The 16,919-nt window shown below is 55.3% G+C and carries 17 protein-coding genes, 1 tRNA gene and 1 pseudogene; 11 read left to right on the forward strand and 8 right to left on the reverse strand.

Annotation, left to right across the window (positions count from 1 at the left end; all coding sequences use genetic code 11):
* Positions 1–369 precede the first annotated feature (369 nt).
* Positions 370–705 carry a hypothetical protein gene (locus CMUST_RS03585; RefSeq protein ID WP_047261367.1) on the forward strand — a complete coding sequence of 112 codons (336 nt, stop codon included), beginning with the start codon at positions 370–372 and terminating at the stop codon, positions 703–705.
* A 309-nt stretch (positions 706–1,014) separates the two neighbouring features.
* Positions 1,015–2,109, forward strand: coding sequence for a hydrogenase expression/formation protein HypE (gene hypE / locus CMUST_RS03590; protein ID WP_047261368.1), 1,095 nt, complete (start codon positions 1,015–1,017; stop codon positions 2,107–2,109).
* Here the strand turns inward: hypE and CMUST_RS03595 are convergent.
* A complete protein-coding gene (locus CMUST_RS03595) occupies positions 2,106–4,487 on the reverse strand; it encodes a carbamoyltransferase HypF (RefSeq protein WP_047261369.1) in 2,382 nt (793 codons plus the stop codon). The genes hypE and CMUST_RS03595 overlap by 4 nt on opposite strands.
* 159 nt (positions 4,488–4,646) lie before the next feature.
* On the opposite strand from CMUST_RS03595, the gene CMUST_RS03600 reads away from it, so the two are divergent.
* The 6 genes from CMUST_RS03600 to CMUST_RS03625 all read left to right on the forward strand — a co-directional run bounded on the left by CMUST_RS03600 (position 4,647) and on the right by CMUST_RS03625 (position 11,049).
* Entirely contained in the window at positions 4,647–5,000 is a 354-nt protein-coding gene (locus CMUST_RS03600; RefSeq protein ID WP_047261370.1) for a hydrogenase maturation nickel metallochaperone HypA, read from the forward strand.
* 118 nt (positions 5,001–5,118) lie between these two features.
* Positions 5,119–5,967, forward strand: coding sequence for a hydrogenase nickel incorporation protein HypB (gene hypB, locus CMUST_RS03605; RefSeq protein WP_047261371.1), 849 nt, complete (start codon positions 5,119–5,121; stop codon positions 5,965–5,967).
* A gap of 397 nt (positions 5,968–6,364) precedes the next feature.
* On the forward strand, positions 6,365–7,561 hold the full coding sequence (locus tag CMUST_RS03610; RefSeq protein ID WP_047261372.1) for a hydrogenase small subunit: 1,197 nt from the start codon (positions 6,365–6,367) through the stop codon (positions 7,559–7,561).
* A gap of 6 nt (positions 7,562–7,567) precedes the next feature.
* Positions 7,568–9,313, forward strand: a complete 1,746-nt coding sequence (locus tag CMUST_RS03615) for a nickel-dependent hydrogenase large subunit (RefSeq protein WP_047261373.1) — start codon at positions 7,568–7,570, stop codon at positions 9,311–9,313.
* Positions 9,310–10,521 (forward strand): Ni/Fe-hydrogenase, b-type cytochrome subunit, encoded by a 1,212-nt coding sequence (gene cybH / locus CMUST_RS03620; RefSeq protein WP_052844514.1) that lies wholly within the window; start codon positions 9,310–9,312, stop codon positions 10,519–10,521. The genes CMUST_RS03615 and cybH overlap by 4 nt, the downstream gene beginning before the upstream one ends.
* Positions 10,522–11,049, forward strand: a complete 528-nt coding sequence (locus CMUST_RS03625) for a hydrogenase maturation protease (protein ID WP_047261374.1) — start codon at positions 10,522–10,524, stop codon at positions 11,047–11,049.
* On the opposite strand, the gene CMUST_RS03630 is transcribed toward CMUST_RS03625, so the two are convergent.
* Positions 11,046–11,423 carry a hydrogenase maturation nickel metallochaperone HypA/HybF gene (locus CMUST_RS03630; protein WP_047261375.1) on the reverse strand — a complete coding sequence of 126 codons (378 nt, stop codon included), beginning with the start codon at positions 11,421–11,423 and terminating at the stop codon, positions 11,046–11,048. The two genes, CMUST_RS03625 and CMUST_RS03630, sit on opposite strands and share 4 nt — an antisense overlap.
* Positions 11,424–11,483: 60 nt before the next feature.
* Here CMUST_RS03630 and CMUST_RS03635 point away from each other — a divergent pair, with 60 nt between their 5' ends.
* Together CMUST_RS03635 and CMUST_RS03640 are read left to right on the forward strand one after the other, a co-directional pair.
* Positions 11,484–12,653 (forward strand): nickel-dependent hydrogenase large subunit, encoded by a 1,170-nt coding sequence (locus CMUST_RS03635; protein WP_052844515.1) that lies wholly within the window; start codon positions 11,484–11,486, stop codon positions 12,651–12,653.
* Entirely contained in the window at positions 12,644–12,889 is a 246-nt protein-coding gene (locus CMUST_RS03640; protein WP_047261377.1) for a HypC/HybG/HupF family hydrogenase formation chaperone, read from the forward strand. The genes CMUST_RS03635 and CMUST_RS03640 overlap by 10 nt, the downstream gene beginning before the upstream one ends.
* A 20-nt stretch (positions 12,890–12,909) precedes the next feature.
* Here CMUST_RS03640 and CMUST_RS03645 read toward each other — a convergent pair whose 3' ends face one another.
* Both CMUST_RS03645 and CMUST_RS03650 read right to left on the reverse strand, forming a co-directional pair.
* Positions 12,910–13,134 (reverse strand): hypothetical protein, encoded by a 225-nt coding sequence (locus tag CMUST_RS03645; protein ID WP_047261378.1) that lies wholly within the window; start codon positions 13,132–13,134, stop codon positions 12,910–12,912.
* Positions 13,121–13,483, reverse strand: a complete 363-nt coding sequence (locus tag CMUST_RS03650) for a hypothetical protein (protein ID WP_047261379.1) — start codon at positions 13,481–13,483, stop codon at positions 13,121–13,123. The genes CMUST_RS03645 and CMUST_RS03650 overlap by 14 nt, the downstream gene beginning before the upstream one ends.
* Before the next feature lie 119 nt (positions 13,484–13,602).
* Here CMUST_RS03650 and CMUST_RS03655 point away from each other — a divergent pair, with 119 nt between their 5' ends.
* Positions 13,603–14,196, forward strand: coding sequence for a hypothetical protein (locus tag CMUST_RS03655; protein ID WP_047261380.1), 594 nt, complete (start codon positions 13,603–13,605; stop codon positions 14,194–14,196).
* Between the two features lie 13 nt (positions 14,197–14,209).
* Here CMUST_RS03655 and CMUST_RS16690 read toward each other — a convergent pair.
* From CMUST_RS16690 to CMUST_RS17275, 4 genes and pseudogenes are all read right to left on the reverse strand, one after another.
* Positions 14,210–14,302 (reverse strand) — tRNA-OTHER (locus CMUST_RS16690).
* Positions 14,303–14,352: 50 nt separating this feature from the next.
* Positions 14,353–16,179 (reverse strand): hypothetical protein, encoded by a 1,827-nt coding sequence (locus tag CMUST_RS03660; RefSeq protein WP_047261381.1) that lies wholly within the window; start codon positions 16,177–16,179, stop codon positions 14,353–14,355.
* Between the two features lie 56 nt (positions 16,180–16,235).
* On the reverse strand, positions 16,236–16,538 hold the full coding sequence (locus tag CMUST_RS17270) for a hypothetical protein (RefSeq protein ID WP_236690147.1): 303 nt from the start codon (positions 16,536–16,538) through the stop codon (positions 16,236–16,238).
* 3 nt (positions 16,539–16,541) lie between these two features.
* Positions 16,542–16,892 (reverse strand): annotated as a pseudogene (locus CMUST_RS17275) (pentapeptide repeat-containing protein); the annotation flags it as partial.
* Positions 16,893–16,919: the final 27 nt, after the last annotated feature.

A 16,919-nucleotide genomic window follows, 5' to 3' on the forward strand; every position in this document is an offset into this window, starting at 1 on the left:
TGTTAAAAACCACAAAGTGTTGCTTTTGCTAATGTTCTAGGCTGTGCAGCGGTGACAATTGTGTATTTGTGCTTTGGGGGTGGGGAACACGGGATCTTTAACATCAATAAGATCTGTTTTTAAGTGACAAATTTAACAAAAGATTTTTCTTAAAACTCATTTGCGTCGAAAATGTGCAATGGCCAGCATCAACGCCACTAAATGCTCACGAGCGTCGCAACTAAACTAGTGGTGAAATGGCATGGTTTTTAAAAAGATCGGTGGCCTATCGGTGTATTTCGGTTATTTTGGGGGCGAAACCTTCGGTCACCTGCTGCGGGTTTCGTAATGCTTCACTTACACTATCGTTCCAACCATAAAGGAGCCGACATGAGGAAACTCCGCATTCCAGTACTTGCGCTGGCAACGTCCGTGGCTTTATCCGGTATCTCCGTCGCCCATGCGAATGCACAATTGCCCCCAGCGCCACCTGCCACCGCTGTAGAGTTCGCCGTACCTGCCCCAGTGGCTGGTGAGCCACAAATTAACCAAACCGGTTCGATTTTAGACTTGTCAACGGAAATCTACTATATGCTTCCGGGTGATCCTCAGACGAAGAATGGTGCAAATGCGTTGTTCTTTTCGTTCTCAAATGGGGTAGTCGGCTTGGCTGCGCTGGTTCTTGCCGGGCTGGTCTTTTTACTCAAGCCGCTTTTTAACCGCTAAAACAACAGCAACGGCCGCCAATAATGAAAGTTCACATATCCGGCTACAACTGTTGACTAGATGAGCAGCAGACTTTTAAGTTCTGTTGTTCAACCCATTCTTACTGGGAGAGCTCGATGTTTACGCACGGGTTCTCCCAGATGTCGTTTAGCATCAATTGTTTCCTTGCTAAGATTTCCTGGAAGTTAACGCAATATGTCACAACTGGGATCAAAGCTATGAAACCTGCGTCGAAAGCCCCACGTAACGGGAGCTGGTGGTTTCAAAGATCCCGTTTGTTATAAGTCACGACAAGGACGGTAACCAACCGTGGACCCGAAGAACCGCCTCAATGCCAACGAATCTAACGTCAACGACACGATTTCCCAGGTTCGGCGGCGACCCGGCCGGTTGAAGGATACCCACATCACCTTGTCGCATGGGGCGGGCGGCAAAGCCAGTGCAGCACTGGTGGAACACGTATTTTTCGACGAATACGGCAACTATATTTTGCAGCAATCGGGGGACTCGGCGGTGGTTCCAGTGGATATGGCAGGTGGTATGCTGGCGTTTTCCACAGACTCCTATGTGGTCAATCCCATTGAATTTCCGGGCGGATCGATCGGCGAATTAGCCGTCAATGGCACAGTTAACGATCTGGCGGTCGCCGGTGCCGTGCCGCATTCCATATCGGCGGCTTTCATTCTGGAAGAGGGGTTGGAGATCGAAACGCTGCGTCGGATCGTTGCGGACATGCGGCGCGCGGCCGATGCCGCGGGCGTGCGCATAGTTGCTGGCGATACAAAGGTGGTGCCGCACGGGGCGGGGGATAAGGTCTATGTAACAACGGCCGGGGTGGGCGTGATACCCGAGGGCAGAACCGTTGGTCCGAGCCAGGTGCAGACAGGCGATGCGATTATCGTGTCCGGTCCGATCGCGGACCACGGCATGAGCGTGATGCTAGCGCGCGGCGATCTGGCGATCGAAGCCCCCATCGAATCCGACACCCGCGAGGTAGCGTCGCTGGTAGCGGCGTTATTCGCCGCCGTTCCTGGTACCCGATGGTTGCGGGATGCGACCCGGGGTGGGGTGGCGACGGTTGCCAATGAGCTGGCGGAAAGCACCGGTTTTGGGGTGGTTCTGGAAGACGAAAAGATTCCAGTTCGGCCGATGACCCGCGCCGCCTGCGACATGTTGGGAATCGATCCGTTATATGTTGCCAACGAAGGAACCTTCATCGCGGTTGTGCCCCGCGAATCCGCCGAAGCTGCCTGCGCCGCCCTCAAGCAGGCAGGTGCCCCAGACGCCCAGGTCATCGGTCGGATAGTGCAAGAACCGGCGCGGGCGGTTGTCTTGGTTACTGGCTTTGGTGGTACCCGCATGGTGGATAAACTCGTCGGCGACCCACTACCGCGAATCTGCTAAGAGAAATGTAACCGCCCATAAACCGCCTGCCCAAGGCTAATCCCGCCATCGGTTGGCGGTACGACCTGGTGGGTTAGCAGTTCGTAGCCTTCCGCCGCGCACAGCTGGCTCACATCCGCCACAAGCAGCCGGTTTAGCGCACAACCGCCGGTAACCCCGATAGTGGTCGTCCCCGCAGCATGAGCGGCGGCACACAACTCAGCGGCAATGAGCGCTGCAACATTTCGGTGAAATTCCCGAGCCCGGATAGTTCGCGGTGTATCCGCTTTGAGCAGCTTTTCGACGACCCCAGCCAGGCTAGTAGCAGGTATGAAATCCGCAGGCAACCGCACGTCACGGGCACATTGCTCCACTAGCATGGCGGCTTGGGCTTCGTATGTTACGTGGTGTGCTAAATCCAATAGACTCGCGGCGGCGTCGAAAAGCCGCCCTAAGCTAGAGGTTTCAACCACCCCCACCCCGGAATCTAATTGGGACGCAACCAGCCGACTATGGGCCTTCGGAACGCTTGCAGGCGGCTGAAAATCAATGCCCAGCCGGTGACATAACCCGGCCGCCTGCCGCCACGGGTGCAACACAGCCACATCACCGCCGACGAGCGGAAACGTCGGCAGATGCCACAACCGCCGCATGGAAGCGTCTGCGGAAATCTTCACAATCTCCCCGCCCCAAATCGTGCCATCAGTGCCAAAACCGGTACCGTCAAGGGCGGCAATCACCCCCACCACACCCGAACCACCAGGGGAAAACCGGTGGTGTTCGGCCAAAAGCGACACCGCATGCGCATGATGATGCTGCATCAACATCAACGGAATGTCGTATTTTTCGCAATAACGTTGCGCCCAATTAGTAGTGGCGTAATCCGGATGGAGATCACATACCACCACATCGGGAACCGTATCCTGAAACGATAACTGCTGTACAACAGCCCGTTCAAAGGACTGCTGCGCCGCATACGAACCCATGTCACCAATATGGGTTGAGATATGCGCAAACCCACCATGAGCCAAACAAAATGTATTCTTTAACTCCCCACCAACTGCAAGAACCGTCGGATTCTTAGCCGTTTCCACCACATCCACCGGCACCGGCGCCAAGCCTCGCCCCCGGCGCGCCACGGTGGTTGACACCACCACTGAGTCCTCCACCGGCACGTGAATCTCCCGGTCGTGGCAAAGCAGGCCGTCGACGATTCCGGTTTCTAGTAACTGGCGGTGTGCCAGATCATTGGTGAAGATCATGGGTTCACCTGAGATATTTGCGCTGGTGGCGATCATTGGTCGATCAACTAACAGCAGGTGCAGCGGTGAATATGGCAACATGATGCCGATTTCGGTTAATCCTGGTGCAATCTGTGGGTTATTTGTGAGGAAATCCTCTTGGGCCGCAGCTACAACCACCGGTCGCGCCGGGGAGGTGAGGATTTCTTCCTCGGCGCAAGTCAGTCGTGCGATGCGGTGTGCGGTTTCTAGGTTTGGGACCATCACGGCGAAAGGTTTGTCTGGGCGGTGTTTGCGGGCGCGCAATGCGGTTACCGCTTCGTGGTGGGTGGCGTCGCACATGATATGGAAGCCGCCGATGCCACGTACTGCGAGTATTTGACCGGCGCTGATCAGCTGTTGGGCTTGGGCGATGGTTGTATCGGTTGCCGCGCGCGGTGTGGCAGTGTGGGCGCTTGCCCACGCTTTGTTAGCTATTGGGTCAAAAGGTACGAAACTATCGGCAACCGGTTGGAAGGCTACAGGGTTAAGTGTGGAACCACTGGTGGTAGGTTCGCCGAGTGTAAGCCATAGTGTTGGCCCGCATTGGGGGCAGGAGATGGGTTGGGCGTGGTAGCGCCGGTCGTGGGGGTCGGTGTATTCCTTCGTACATTCAGTACATAGTGGGAAGTTTTTGAGGGTGGTGCGGGGCCGGTCGTAGGGCAGAGCTTCGATGATAGAAAGTCGTGGGCCGCAATTGGTGCAGCTGGTAAATGGGTAGCGGTAGCGGCGGTTATCTGGGTCGGCCATGTCGGCGATGCAGTCAGCACAGATGGTTACATCGGGTGGGATGAGGGTTTTGGGTTGGCTTGTTACTGTGGCGGGGTTTTGGGTGGGGAGGGATTCAACGATGCGGAACCTGGTGTCGGCTTTCCTGGTGGGGATCTCGGTGATTGTGTGGCTGGTTAACTGGGCAAGCGGTGGCAGCGATTGCAGCAAGGTGTCGTGGAATTGGTTGAGGATGTCGGCGTTTCCTTGAATTTCGATGAACACTTCTGTGGCAGTGTTGCCACAGAATCCGGTCACTGCGAACCGGTTGGCGAGGGTAGCGATAACCGGCCGCATTCCCACGCCCTGGACGATTCCGCGCAGGGTAATGAGATACCTGGTGTCCGTCATGGTTATTAATGCTAATCGGCTTGGAGTACAAGAAGGTGCGCACCTGCTGTTAAAGCTGTGTCGTGTGGGCTTTGCTTGTCGACGCAGGCGCAGGTCGCGGCGCAATCTGGGTGTGGCTTAGGTGCATGGTGGCTGTGAAAAAGTGTTAGTGTCAGATTCGTGCATGAAATTGCGTTATCGACGTATATCGCCGATATTGTTTCTCGGGCCGCAGGTGGTCGCAGCGTCGAGATTATCCGTCTTGAAATCGGGGCGTTACGCCAGGTGGTTCCCAGTTCATTGGAATACGCGTGGGGATTTGTCACCCGTGATACTGCGCTTGCTCAATCTCGGTTGGAAATTACGTGGATTGATGCGGTGGTCGAATGCGGAGATGGGCACACCACGGTGTTAGATGCGGCGGAGTATTTGTCAATGAGTTGTCCCATGTGCGGTCGACCAGTGACGGTGGTTACGGGAAATGAATGTCGGGTGCGCGATATTGAGGTTTGTGGTGAATATGCACCTGGGTAGGTAAGCGGTTAACCGCACAACGGGTCGAAGCGCGCCACAGCGCAGCCTGGGGGCGTCGAAAAGCTCTATGAACAGCACAGTTGTAAAAGTAACGAACAGAAACGGAGTGTGACCAGCCATGGGACGGTTCCACCGGCATGATGGAACAGAACACCATCACGATCATCATCACGACGATGGGCATCATAACGATCACCGCCACTCGCATTCCCACCACGATCACTCGCATTCGCACGAACACGTGGTGCGATCCGGGGATTTGGCCCCGGCGGACGTCGGTGATCATTCGGGTTATGCCACAGGCCGGGAACGCATCATGGTGTTGGAGGATATTTTCGCCGAGAATGATAACCGCGCGGCGGCGAACCGGGCGGCATTTGATGCTCATGAAGTGGTTGCCATTAACGTCATGAGTTCTCCGGGTGCGGGTAAGACCACATTGTTGGAAAAGACTTTGGCGCATTTTGCCGATACTTACCGATTAGGAGTCATTGAGGGCGACATTGAGACGGCGTTTGACGCTGAACGGCTTCGGGATTTAGGCGCCCAAGTGTCATTGCTTAATACTGGCCAAGGCTTTGGTGGCGAATGCCATTTGGATGCCCCCATGGTGTCGGCGGCGCTGCAACAATTGGAATTGGCGGATGTTGATGCGGTATTTATCGAAAACGTTGGTAACTTGGTGTGCCCAGCAGAATTTGATGTGGGGGCGCATCATAAGATCATGGTTGCTTCGGTGACGGAGGGGGAGGACAAACCGCTGAAATACCCGGTGATGTTTAGGTCTGTCTCAGTCGTAGTGATCAATAAGGTCGATTTACTGCCGTACCTAGATTTCGACATGGATGCGTTTCGGGCCAATATCGCCCAGGTGAATCCAGAGGCGCTGGTGGTGTTGGTATCAACCAAGACCGGTGATGGCTTGGCAGACTGGTACGAGTGGGTTGCCGGAGTGATTGGTGCCTAGGTAGTTAAAAAATCACCCCCGAAATGGTCGGGTAGCAGAATGTTCACTGTGGTTTTTCGCCGAGAATTTGGTGGAAGATACCGGTGTTGGCTCCTCCTAGTTTTTGCTTGTCGACGCGGCAGGTCCGCACGGTCACGATGCTGTTTTAGTGCTGGTTACTGTGGGTTTTGCCTGCTGCGTGCGTTGTGCTTTCGTTGAATGGATTTCTTCGGCGTCAGCACGGTTTTAGCGGAGATATACAAAAGACGGAATAAAGCGAATGTCCGCAGTGGATTGATACTGTAATAAACAACGAAAGCGTCAGGTGACACCGGATTTAATCGCGTTGGGAAGTGACGTCTTTACTAAGTCGCCACAATGTCCGGGTACCTGCATTGTCAACGGTTAAGGACACAGTATGCATCTGCTCGATACGTGGCAAGGCGGCACTCTTGCGGAAAACCTAGAGCGTAAAGGCGTGAAACGACGCGACTTTATGAAGATGTGTGCGGGGTTGGCGGCGGTTTTTGCCACGGGGGTTCCGTTGGCTGACAAAGCCTCCGCGGAAGAAGCCGAGAAAATTGCACATGCGTTGGGGAATGTGACGAAACCAAATGTTGCCTGGTTGCAATTGCAAGAGTGCACGGGCTGCATGGAATCGGTATTGCGTTCCGGATCTTCAACCATCGAAGATCTTGTATTGAACCAATTGTCGGTTAATTACAATGAGCTAGTTATGGCTGCGTCTGGGGAGGCGGCTGAACATGCGCTCCATGAGCTAAACCAACAACCGCACATTTTGGTGGTTAATGGTTCAGTATCATTGGCTGAAAACGGCGTGTACTGCATGATCGGTGGGAAGACCTCGGAACAGGTGCTGCGAGAAGCCGCCGAAAACGCCACCGTCATTCTCGCGGTCGGTGCGTGTGCGGTATACGGTTCAGTCCAGGCGGCCCGTCCTAACCCCACTCAGGCAGTGGGGGTGGAAGACATCATCAAAGACAAACCCATCATCAATGTCTCCGGCTGCCCACCCATCGGTGAAGTCATTACCGCCACTATCACCTATCTGCTCACCCACGGTAGGGCACCAAAAGTCGATGCCGAGGGGCGGCCGCTGTTCGCCTACGACCAGCGGATCCATGATTCTTGCCCGAGGCGGGCACATTATGATGCGGGTCAGTTTGTTCGGACTTTCGATGACGAAGCTGCCCGCAACGGCTGGTGCCTCTATGAAGTCGGCTGCAAAGGGCCTTCGACGTTTAGCCCGTGCCCGATCATTCAATGGAATCTTAAATCGGGTTGGCCAATCGGGGCAGGCCATCCGTGTATTGGATGCACGGAGAAGCACTTCTTTGACAGGTTCACTCCGTTTTATGACACACTGCCCGATTTCACGGGATTTGGAATCGAATCCTCCGTGGAAACGGTCGGATGGGGACTGGTTGGGGCAGCCGCAGCAGGTGCCGTCATTCATGGGGGTGTCACCATGGTTAAAGAGGTGGCGATTAAGCGATCCACCGGCGAAATCGAACCTTTGGCAGCGTTTGGTGATAGCCCCCAACAATCGGAAACCACCACATCAACCCCGAATCCTGGCGAAGGTGAGGTTTAACACGTCATGGCAGTTGAACGAATAGTTGTAGATCCACTCACCCGCATTGAGGGCCACCTTCGAGTGGAACTGGAAGTTGATGACGGCACCATCACAAATGCATGGAGCGAAACCACACAATTTCGTGGGATAGAAACCATCTGTGAAGGCCGGGATCCGCGTGATGTGTGGGCGTTCGTGGGGCGGATCTGCGGTGTATGTACCGGTACTCATTCGTTGGCATCGGTTGCTGCTGTCGAAGATGCCATCGGCTGCGACATTCCGAAACAAGCACAGCTTATTCGGGATCTGGTCCTTGGCAGCCAGGAAATTCACGACCATGTGGTGCATTTCTACCATTTGCATGCGTTGGACTGGGTGAACGTGGTGTCAGCGGCTCAGGCGGATCCGCTAAAAACCGCCGAATTTGCTCGCAGTATCGGATCGACGTGGAAGGGTAACACCCCGGAACAATTCGCCAAAGTAAAAGAAACCATCACCGGGGTTTTGGAATCGGGACAGCTTAGTATCTTCACCGGCGGGTATTGGGAACACGAGGATTATCGACTGCCGCCGGAGGCGAACCTCATGGCCGTGTCACATTATCTCGATGCCCTGCAATTCCAGCGGTCGATCATCCGCATTAACACTGTTTTCGGCGGTAAGAATCCGCACCCGAATTTCCTGGTTGGCGGCATGGCGTGTTCGATCGACCCGGATAAGTCGGAGACGGTCAACCAGGTTCACATGGATCAGATCAAAGGCTGGATTCAAGAGATCGAAGACTTCGTCTACGGGTGCTATCTGCCAGACGCCATGGCGATCATGAAGGTGTACTCGGACTATTTCGACATTGGAAAATCCGCTGACACGTTTCTCGCGGTTGGAATGGCCGGGGCCACGATTGTGTCCAATAAAATGCAGCGATCCCTTTCCTACGCGCACCCAGAGATCAAACCGGGGGTCATCCTGGACGGGGATTACACCACCGTGCATCCCCTAGATCCCAAGAAAATCGAAGAATACATTTCTTCCGCCTGGTACGAGTATTCCGTGGGCAAAGACAAAGGGCTGACCCCCGATGTGGGTGAAACCACCCCGGCCTACACTGGACCAAAGCCTCCTTATACCTGGTTGGGTGACGCGGAGGAATATTCGTGGTCCAAAAGCCCCCGCTATGACGGTCGCCCCACCCAGGTCGGGCCAGTAGCCAGGGTACTTTTGGCCTATATCCAAAACGAACCGGCTACCAAACGCATCGTCGACGACGCCATGAAGGAGCTGGGGATCACGGTGGATAAATTCAATTCCACCGGCGGTCGCACCCTAGCCCGCGCGGTGGAGGCGGTGAGCACTGCAGAAAACCTTAGTCAGGTCCTACTGCCGGAATTCATCAATGGGCTTAAAGCAGGCGATTTTGATGTGTTCAATGCTCGCACCTGGGAACCTAGCAGCTGGCCTAAAGAAACCTCTGGCTTTGCCATGATGGAAGTAGCCCGGGGCATGTTGTCGCATTACATCACCATCAAGGATGGCCGCACCGAACGGTACCAAGCCGTCGTTCCCACCACCTGGCTCGCAGGAGGCCGCGACCCGAAGGGCCAGTTGGGCCCCTATGAATCCGCACTCGCCAACGGTACGCATCCGCTGGTTGATGCCGCACAACCCTTGGAGGTACTGCGCACTATCCACTCCTTTGATCCGTGTATGTCCTGCGCGGTCCATCTGCTCGACCCGTCGGGTGCGGAACTAATGCAGGTGATGACGCAATGACATCCACCCAGCCTGCCTCAGCACAGCAACCATTCAGTCAGGTCGACCACACTCGCATGAAAACTGTGCTGAATGTCGCTGCCAGTATCCCCGTCGCAGATGTGGGAAGCGAGACGCTGATTAGATTAGCGGGCGTTTCCCCAGCCGGTTCGAACGATCCGGTCGACCACGCGTTATACCGCGCCATTGGGGAAGTGCCAGCGGCTGAGTCGTTCGATTATGCCACTGAGCACCGGCGGTTTTCCATCGCACATGTAAAGGGGGTGGAATTTGGTGGCGGCGTCCATGATCTGGCTGTCATGCGAGGTGACATTGGCAGCGTGTTAGAAGCCTCGGATGCCGACCCCGGCGTGAAATCCTTGGCATTGCGCAACGCAAATGTGATGCGCAAACTCGGGCGACGCAGCCTCGGGGTTGCCATCGCCCCCTTGGTTGGGGACACGGCAGGGGAGTTTAAGTTCCAGGGATTGGTGGCGTTATCGGTTGGCGGCCAGAAACGCATTCGGTCACACACGCGGGGCGGATACACCCGAATACAGATGTGGCCTAGGGCGCTTCGTATTCAACATTGGCTGAATATGCTGCTTATTATCGCCTTGTCGGTGACCGGCTACTACATCATGAATCCATTCTTCGGCGCCAAGCTATCCCAGGATACTGGCTACCTCATGGGGATAATCCGCTACATTCATTTTGTCTCTGGCTTCGCCTGGATTGCAGTTGCCGCGTGGCGGCTCAGTCTCACGGTTTTCGCTACCCAAAAACACATGCGGTGGCGGAGTCTGTGGCCGATTTATGGCAAAGATGACGTGAAGAAAATGTGGGCGACCATGCAATACTACTTGTTCTTAAAAGAAGAAGGCCCCCACTATGTCGGCCACAACGTGTTGCAGCAATTAACCTATTCGACCATCTACGCACTATGCACCATCCAAATTCTGTCTGGATTGGCGCTGTATGGGCTATACGACCAATACAACCTGGTGTGGCAGTTCTTTAGCTTCCCGATTCACATTATCGGAATACCGATGGTTCGTCTGATCCACACCGTGATCATGTTCCTGCTGTTCGCCTTCGTGATTTTGCACGTCTACCTAGTATTTAGGGCTGATTCCATCGAAAACCACGGCGGGGTATCCGCCATGATCAACGGCGGCGTGTGGCTGCCTGCTGGCTCCAAACCAGTCGACGCCCCGGAGATTGAGTAGATGCTACGCATAACTGTCTTAGGGATCGGCAACCCCATCATGGCGGATGATGGGATCGGTTTGGAATTACTGGGTATTCTGAAAGCAACCGGCCCCGCCGAAGGCAAATACGATCAGGTGGAATTGCTCTATGTTGACGGCGGCACCTCCGGAATGGAAGTCCTACCCGACGTGGAGGATGCCGATTGGCTCATCGTGCTTGACGCCCTGGCTGGACCCGGCGCGCCGGGGACGATCCACACCCTGATTGGCGATCAGATTCCTCGACTCCTGCAATCGAAATTAAGTCCGCATCAGGTTGGCCTGTTGGATTTACTGTCTGTGGCCCGGCTCGGCAGGAATGAACCAACCCGGGTCGCTGTGGTCGGCATCGTGGCCGAAACGGTTACCCTTAACGTCGGACTGAGTGCAACAGCGGAATCCGCGCTGACCTCAGCTGCCGAAACAGCCCGTGACCTGGTGCAGGAGTGGCTGGACGAGGCTACCACCAGCCCAGCTTCGGCTCATGACAGTACGAAAGCGGGCTAATGATCGGGTGCCTTAGAATCCGAACAATCAGAATCGGCGTGCACATCCACCCATTCCAGTCGAAATTCGGTGCCGCTGCGCAGATCGGCGGTGGGAGTGGCGCATACTGGGCACACAAGCGCGAAGAACTCATCTATCTCGTGGCAGGTGGCGCACTGCGGGCAATACACCGTGGCAGGAAGAAATGTGATAACCAATTCAGCATGCATACATTGCGGGAAACTAGCTTGTGCGATGGGCCAGGCGGCCTGCACCGCCTCGACTATCACCCCGCTGCGGGCACCGATCGTAAGCCCAATCGCCGTGATCTCTCGGCCATGAGCGTTAGAAACCGCAGTTTCGATCACACTGGTTAGCAGAGAAAGTTCATGCACAATGATTAAGAATAACCGACCGCACGGATCTTGCGGCGAAGTTGCGCATACGGGGTGAACATGAAAATTAGCATTTCTGAGTTAGTCGATCCACACGCCGCCCGGGTGGTGGTACGACGTGACCATTCCGGAACAGTCACAAGCGCAAAATTTGATATCCGGGGAGTCCCCCGGGTCGATCAGATGCTGCTTGGTAGACCAGTTGCGCAAGTACCAGCACTGATCACCCGGTTATGCGGATTATGCCCGGTTACGCACCATCTTGCAGGTATCGCCGCGCTAGATAGCCTCTATGGCTACCGCATTTCCGACACCGCGAAGGCAATACGAGCACTGTTACATCACGGCTCGGTTGTAAGCGTGATGGGGCCAAAACTGCTGCATCACGAAGCAAACCCCACCCTGGCACGGCGGGTTCATCGCTTAGGAAAAACCACCTGTGCCGCGGCTGGGATGACCGGGCATTTCCCTGATGTGGCGGTACCTGGCGGGGTAGCGGTGACGGTGCGCTTGGAGGACGTCGAAAAGCTACACCAAGAAGCACTAACCTGCCGTGCCGAAGTACTTAATCTTGATGCGGGGCAGGCGCCACAGTTTGAGTTTCCCGGCTACAACCTTTCGCTTGTCGACGCCACCGGGCGGTGGGACCCACTCGGGGACACCGTACAATTAACGTATGCCGCTGACACTGACCAACCCAGCATCACATTTCCGGTGGCCGAGATCGTAGACCGCATCAGAGAAACCGAGCCGGGTTCAATCACTCCCAATCCGCAGGTGCGCATCGGCGAAACATGGCAGCCGTACCGGGTAGGGCCAGCCGCACGACACCTGGCACTCACCCCCGTGCAGGCGCAGCTTAAAAGCATTACCGAATCAATAACCGAGATTATCAAGCTGTGCGAGTCGGAGTCGCTGACCGCCGAGGAAGAACAACCAACACCAACCACCACAACCGTAACCGGCACCGGAATCGGCGCGATTGACGGTCCGCGTGGCTTGCTCATCCACCGATACACCGCACGCGACGGCAACCTGACCGAATGCCAAATACTAAGCCCCACTGCCCAAAATGAACCATGGTTGGCGCATACGCTGCGCTATGTGATCTCCCACGGCCAGGTCGAATTAGTAGAAGACGCAATCCGGGCAGCCGACCCCTGTCTACCATGTACCACAGCCCCGCGCGGACTCATGAACGTTGAGATAATAGAGGAACCATGTGCCTAGGAATACCCGCAAAAGTAATCCGAATCGACGACACCTCACAGCCCATGCCCATGGGGGAGATTGATGTGGTAGGCGAGCGCCGCCCCTGCTGCTTCGCCTACCTACCGGAAGCCCAACCAGGCGACTTTGTGCTCATCCAGAACAGTTTCGCCATGACGCTTATCGACGCCACCGCCGCCGCCGAAGCCCTTGCAGCGATACACCAATGCCAACCTGACAGCTTCGACAATCGCTAACCAACCACACGTACCACGTCCTACCGGCGCGACCTAAGCCACCGCCACACACTAACCGCCGCAACCACCAACACCACGGCACCAAGCGGAACCCACAGGCTTGGGGTGGGACGAGCCAAATTTACAATCGACAACACCACACTGAGCGCCGCCAGCACCACTAAAACCGGAAATGCGCGCCGTAGAATCCTCTCCGGCTGAGGTTGCGCCGTGGTGGCATCGGGCTTGATTTTATCGTTTTCCATTAGTGCCACTCCGAAACGTGCGGCTAGTGCGCCATAACACCACAACAAGCCCCCAACAGGCGAACAGCAAAACAATATGCAGCAGAATCGGTTGCGTTGAAACAAGCCGATAGCCAGTTTCAATGCCCAACATCACCCCTAAAAAACCGAATAATCCCGCCACGGTTTCATAGATGAGTTGATGTCGAGTCGCGGGTTGGCGTGTGGGTTTAGCGCGCGCCGGGATAGCCGTTTCGGTGGCATCTTTCGCGACAAAGACCGGATGGGAAATAGCGGGAATCCCGCTATTGTTACCTTCCTCACTAAAATTGGGTTCGGTGCAGTTCATGGCGGGATCAGTCTGGGACATAGGGACGATTATAGAGAGCGATTATGCGGCAGGGCGCATGGGTTTCGGTAGGGTCGCTAAAAGTATCCAACGATGTGTGACCCGAAACCTGGCTATGGCAGCCACATTAAGGAGGCAGCATGTTTCATTTTTCCCGCCCCCGCCTGCTCGTGATGGCCACAGCGCTAGTTATCGCAGCCCCCGTAATCGCAGCGTGCACAGACGGTGGAAGTGACAACGTGGCAGCTAACACCACACCGAATATCGCGACCGCAACCCCACCGCAGCAACGCGATATCGGAAAAAACACCCCCGGCGAGAACATCGGAAACCAAACAGACCTAGTAGTTGTAGCCTTGGCAGAATTTGCCGCCGATGAGGCCGCGACCGGCATCGTCACCAGTGCGGATCAGGTTGACGGCGACATGGTGGAAATCACCGTCTATGAGGGCACTGAGAAAGCCGAATACGATGCTGCGCCGAATGGGGAAATTACTGAACGTGGCCGCGAAGGTAAAACCGACACCGACGATGAAGTCGTTGCCGCCCGTGCCGCAACGGTATCTGCGATGGATGCGTTGAGTCAGGCAGTTGCCCAAGAACCAAATCTCAGCGTTGATAGCATTTCGCTTGTCGACGACCCCGAGGTCGACCTGCATTGGACAGTGGAGTTTACCGACCCGACAGGTGGGGCCGGAACCACCGTGGATATCCCAGCACTCGATCCCCGTTAATAACAAAAAAAGGGGAAGAGGCCTGGATTCGAACCAGGAACGAGTCGGATACTATGTGCCAACCGCTCTGCCGGGCCACGTACGTGGCTCATTGAGCTACCTCTTCCAAGAAGGAAGAATAACACATGCTAAGGCGTGTCGATCACAGATTTGGTTTTAAGATTTTCCGGCGAACCAGCCTGCTTTACGCATCCAATGCGCCGCCACCGGATCGCTGACCATAATCCCGTGCACCAAATCGTAGGTCGGGCGGGTTACAGCCAATTCGGATTGGCGATACGGCAAGGTCCACCCTGTGGCATCCGGATCAATACCTACCTCAGCACAGGCGGTTCGCACATCCGTAGCGGTGCATTCCTTGGTACCCACGACTACCTCCCACGGCAGTGGCAGCCGCTGAAAAACCTGCACATCGTGGTGCGGTTCATGCTCACCCACATGGTGGTGCCAGGCGGCGACGTCGCCGGCAATCAAAGAGGGTACTTTGCCAAAGCAGAACCCAGTCAGTACGTCGTCCCAATGCGCACCGACCATCACATTCAACCAACCGGTGCGCATCTGGTCCCAGGCGCGGGCGGCGGCGTTCCAGCGGGAGGAATTATCGCCTTTCCGCATAACCATTGTGCTGGTGCGCCAGCGGGGATTCCACAGCGTTTTCAGCTGGATCGCTAACCACTCCAACTGGGCGAAATAGGTGGTGGCAAGCCGCAGTTTGGCGGCGTCGTCAAGCAATGCAACGATCACAGGCGGGCAATAGATAGATGCAATGACCGGCAACTGAACATTCGGATCGGCCAACGCACGATCCAGCAGCAGCTGCGCGATGTGATCCATCGGGCGAACCTGCGACCCCACAGTAAATAACGTCCGCAGCTTCAATCGTGCGGTGTAGTAGGCGACAAACTGCGCGGTGGCCGGGGATTTCTTGAAATCCTCCCGATCGATCAAAAACGCAAGCCGCGTCTTTCCCAAGTGGATAGCGCGTGCGTAATCCGCCGCAGCCGCAGCCGTTAACGCGCGTTTATGCAGGTGAAGTAGCGCGCGAACCGTTTTGCGATACCTCCGCACTGATATACCGGGGAAGCGGTGAGCTAATTGTTCCCGGTTAAGCCGTTGCCGGAAATCCGCGTGGCCGCCGTTGCGGTGACCAGATCGTGCTTTTCCACGCCGGGTGGTTACCGCCACCGATGGAAACCCAAGTGCCTCAAGGCAGTCCTCTACCCAGTCGACGATCTTATGGTGTGAGCCTGCATCCACCGGTGGGGTCGGCAAACCGGGAAACTCGCGGGTAAATTCTTCGGTTCGTTCAACCAGACCGGTTACATCCGGTGCTGTGACGAATGTCGTCGGCATCAGTGAGTGCGGCTTCGCGATTAAATCGTAGGCACCCAGTCGGAAATCCGCCGGGAGAGACGGGTCAAGTTTCACGATCGTGGCGAGGACTTCTTCCGGGGTAGCCCGCTTGGTCAGGCCGTCGAAAAGCAAGTCCAACAACGCATCGGCGGTTTCCGCGCTTGGCGTTTCACCCAGCTGGCCGAAGACTTCGATCACCTTGAAATCCACCCGGATAATCACCGATGAATCCCTGATAATGCGGGGATAACACATTCCCCTAAACACCGGTTTCTGCCAAGTTTCCTGCACCCACTCCTTCCACTCAGCCGGGTCTTTCGGCCCGTCAGTGTCTGTAAGGTCGGCGGCCGTGATCGCGCCGAAACTACTCGCTGAAACACCAACCACTTCCACCGCACAGACCGGGGTGCCTGCGGAATCACGGAGCACAAAAACCTTCTGCAGCTGGAAATAAGGGTCCGCACCCACAAAATCCGACAGCGGGTACTGCTTCGACTTCGGGAAAAACAGCGTGCTAATCGTGCCGGTCTTAATGCCGTCTACCCGCAGGTTGTGACACTGGGCATTGTCTGGACCTTTCGCCTGCACGCGGCCATCATTGTTTTCTTCCAGGAGAAACCGAAACACCATGATGGTTATGGTAACAACACCTTGACCATGGCGGTGGCGAAAGTTGAATCTAGGGGTTAGTCCTCTTTCCCGGGGGTGCCAATGCCGGTCCTGCCGCGTCTAAAGCGGGAGGAGTATCTTTTGGTGAGTAGCTCTTCAAAAGTATGGCCGCGTGGTGGTACAGAGCGTGAGAGGTCGCAGCCTTCGAAGATTACGTATTCACCGAAGTGGGCTTTTGAGAAATCGATGCTGTGAAATAAGTCGTCAAATTGTTTTTTGCTGATGTCGTCGTAGAAATTGTTGTAAAAAACAATCTCCGCGAGATGCCCAATTATCGTGCAATTTTCGAAATAGCTAGCGCGGGTTTCCAGCCCTTTCATTCTGCACTTATCAAAGGTGCAATTATAGAATTCGGGCTCGTAAAAACTTGCTCGCTGGAAATTGCAACCGTTAAACACACAATCCCGAAAAATCCCGGTATGGGCACCTATGGTGACCCCGCGTAAGTCCACTTTGTCAAAGACACAATCGTAAAAATCGCAGGAATAAAGCCTGGCGTCATCCAAATTACACTTTCGAAAAATGCAATTCTTAAACGTCACATTACTAAAGATCGGGTGGTTGAAATCCGTGCCGGTGAAATCTACGTCTTCATAAACGCGGTTTCCAATTCGGGTTTTTACCCTCCAGGTCTCGGTATAGGTTTTCTTTTTCATAAGTAGCTGTGGGTTCATTCCGCCTGACTAGCACAGCGGTTTGCG

Origin of the sequence: Corynebacterium mustelae, from assembly GCF_001020985.1 — a bacterium.
Classification (GTDB): domain Bacteria; phylum Actinomycetota; class Actinomycetes; order Mycobacteriales; family Mycobacteriaceae; genus Corynebacterium; species Corynebacterium mustelae.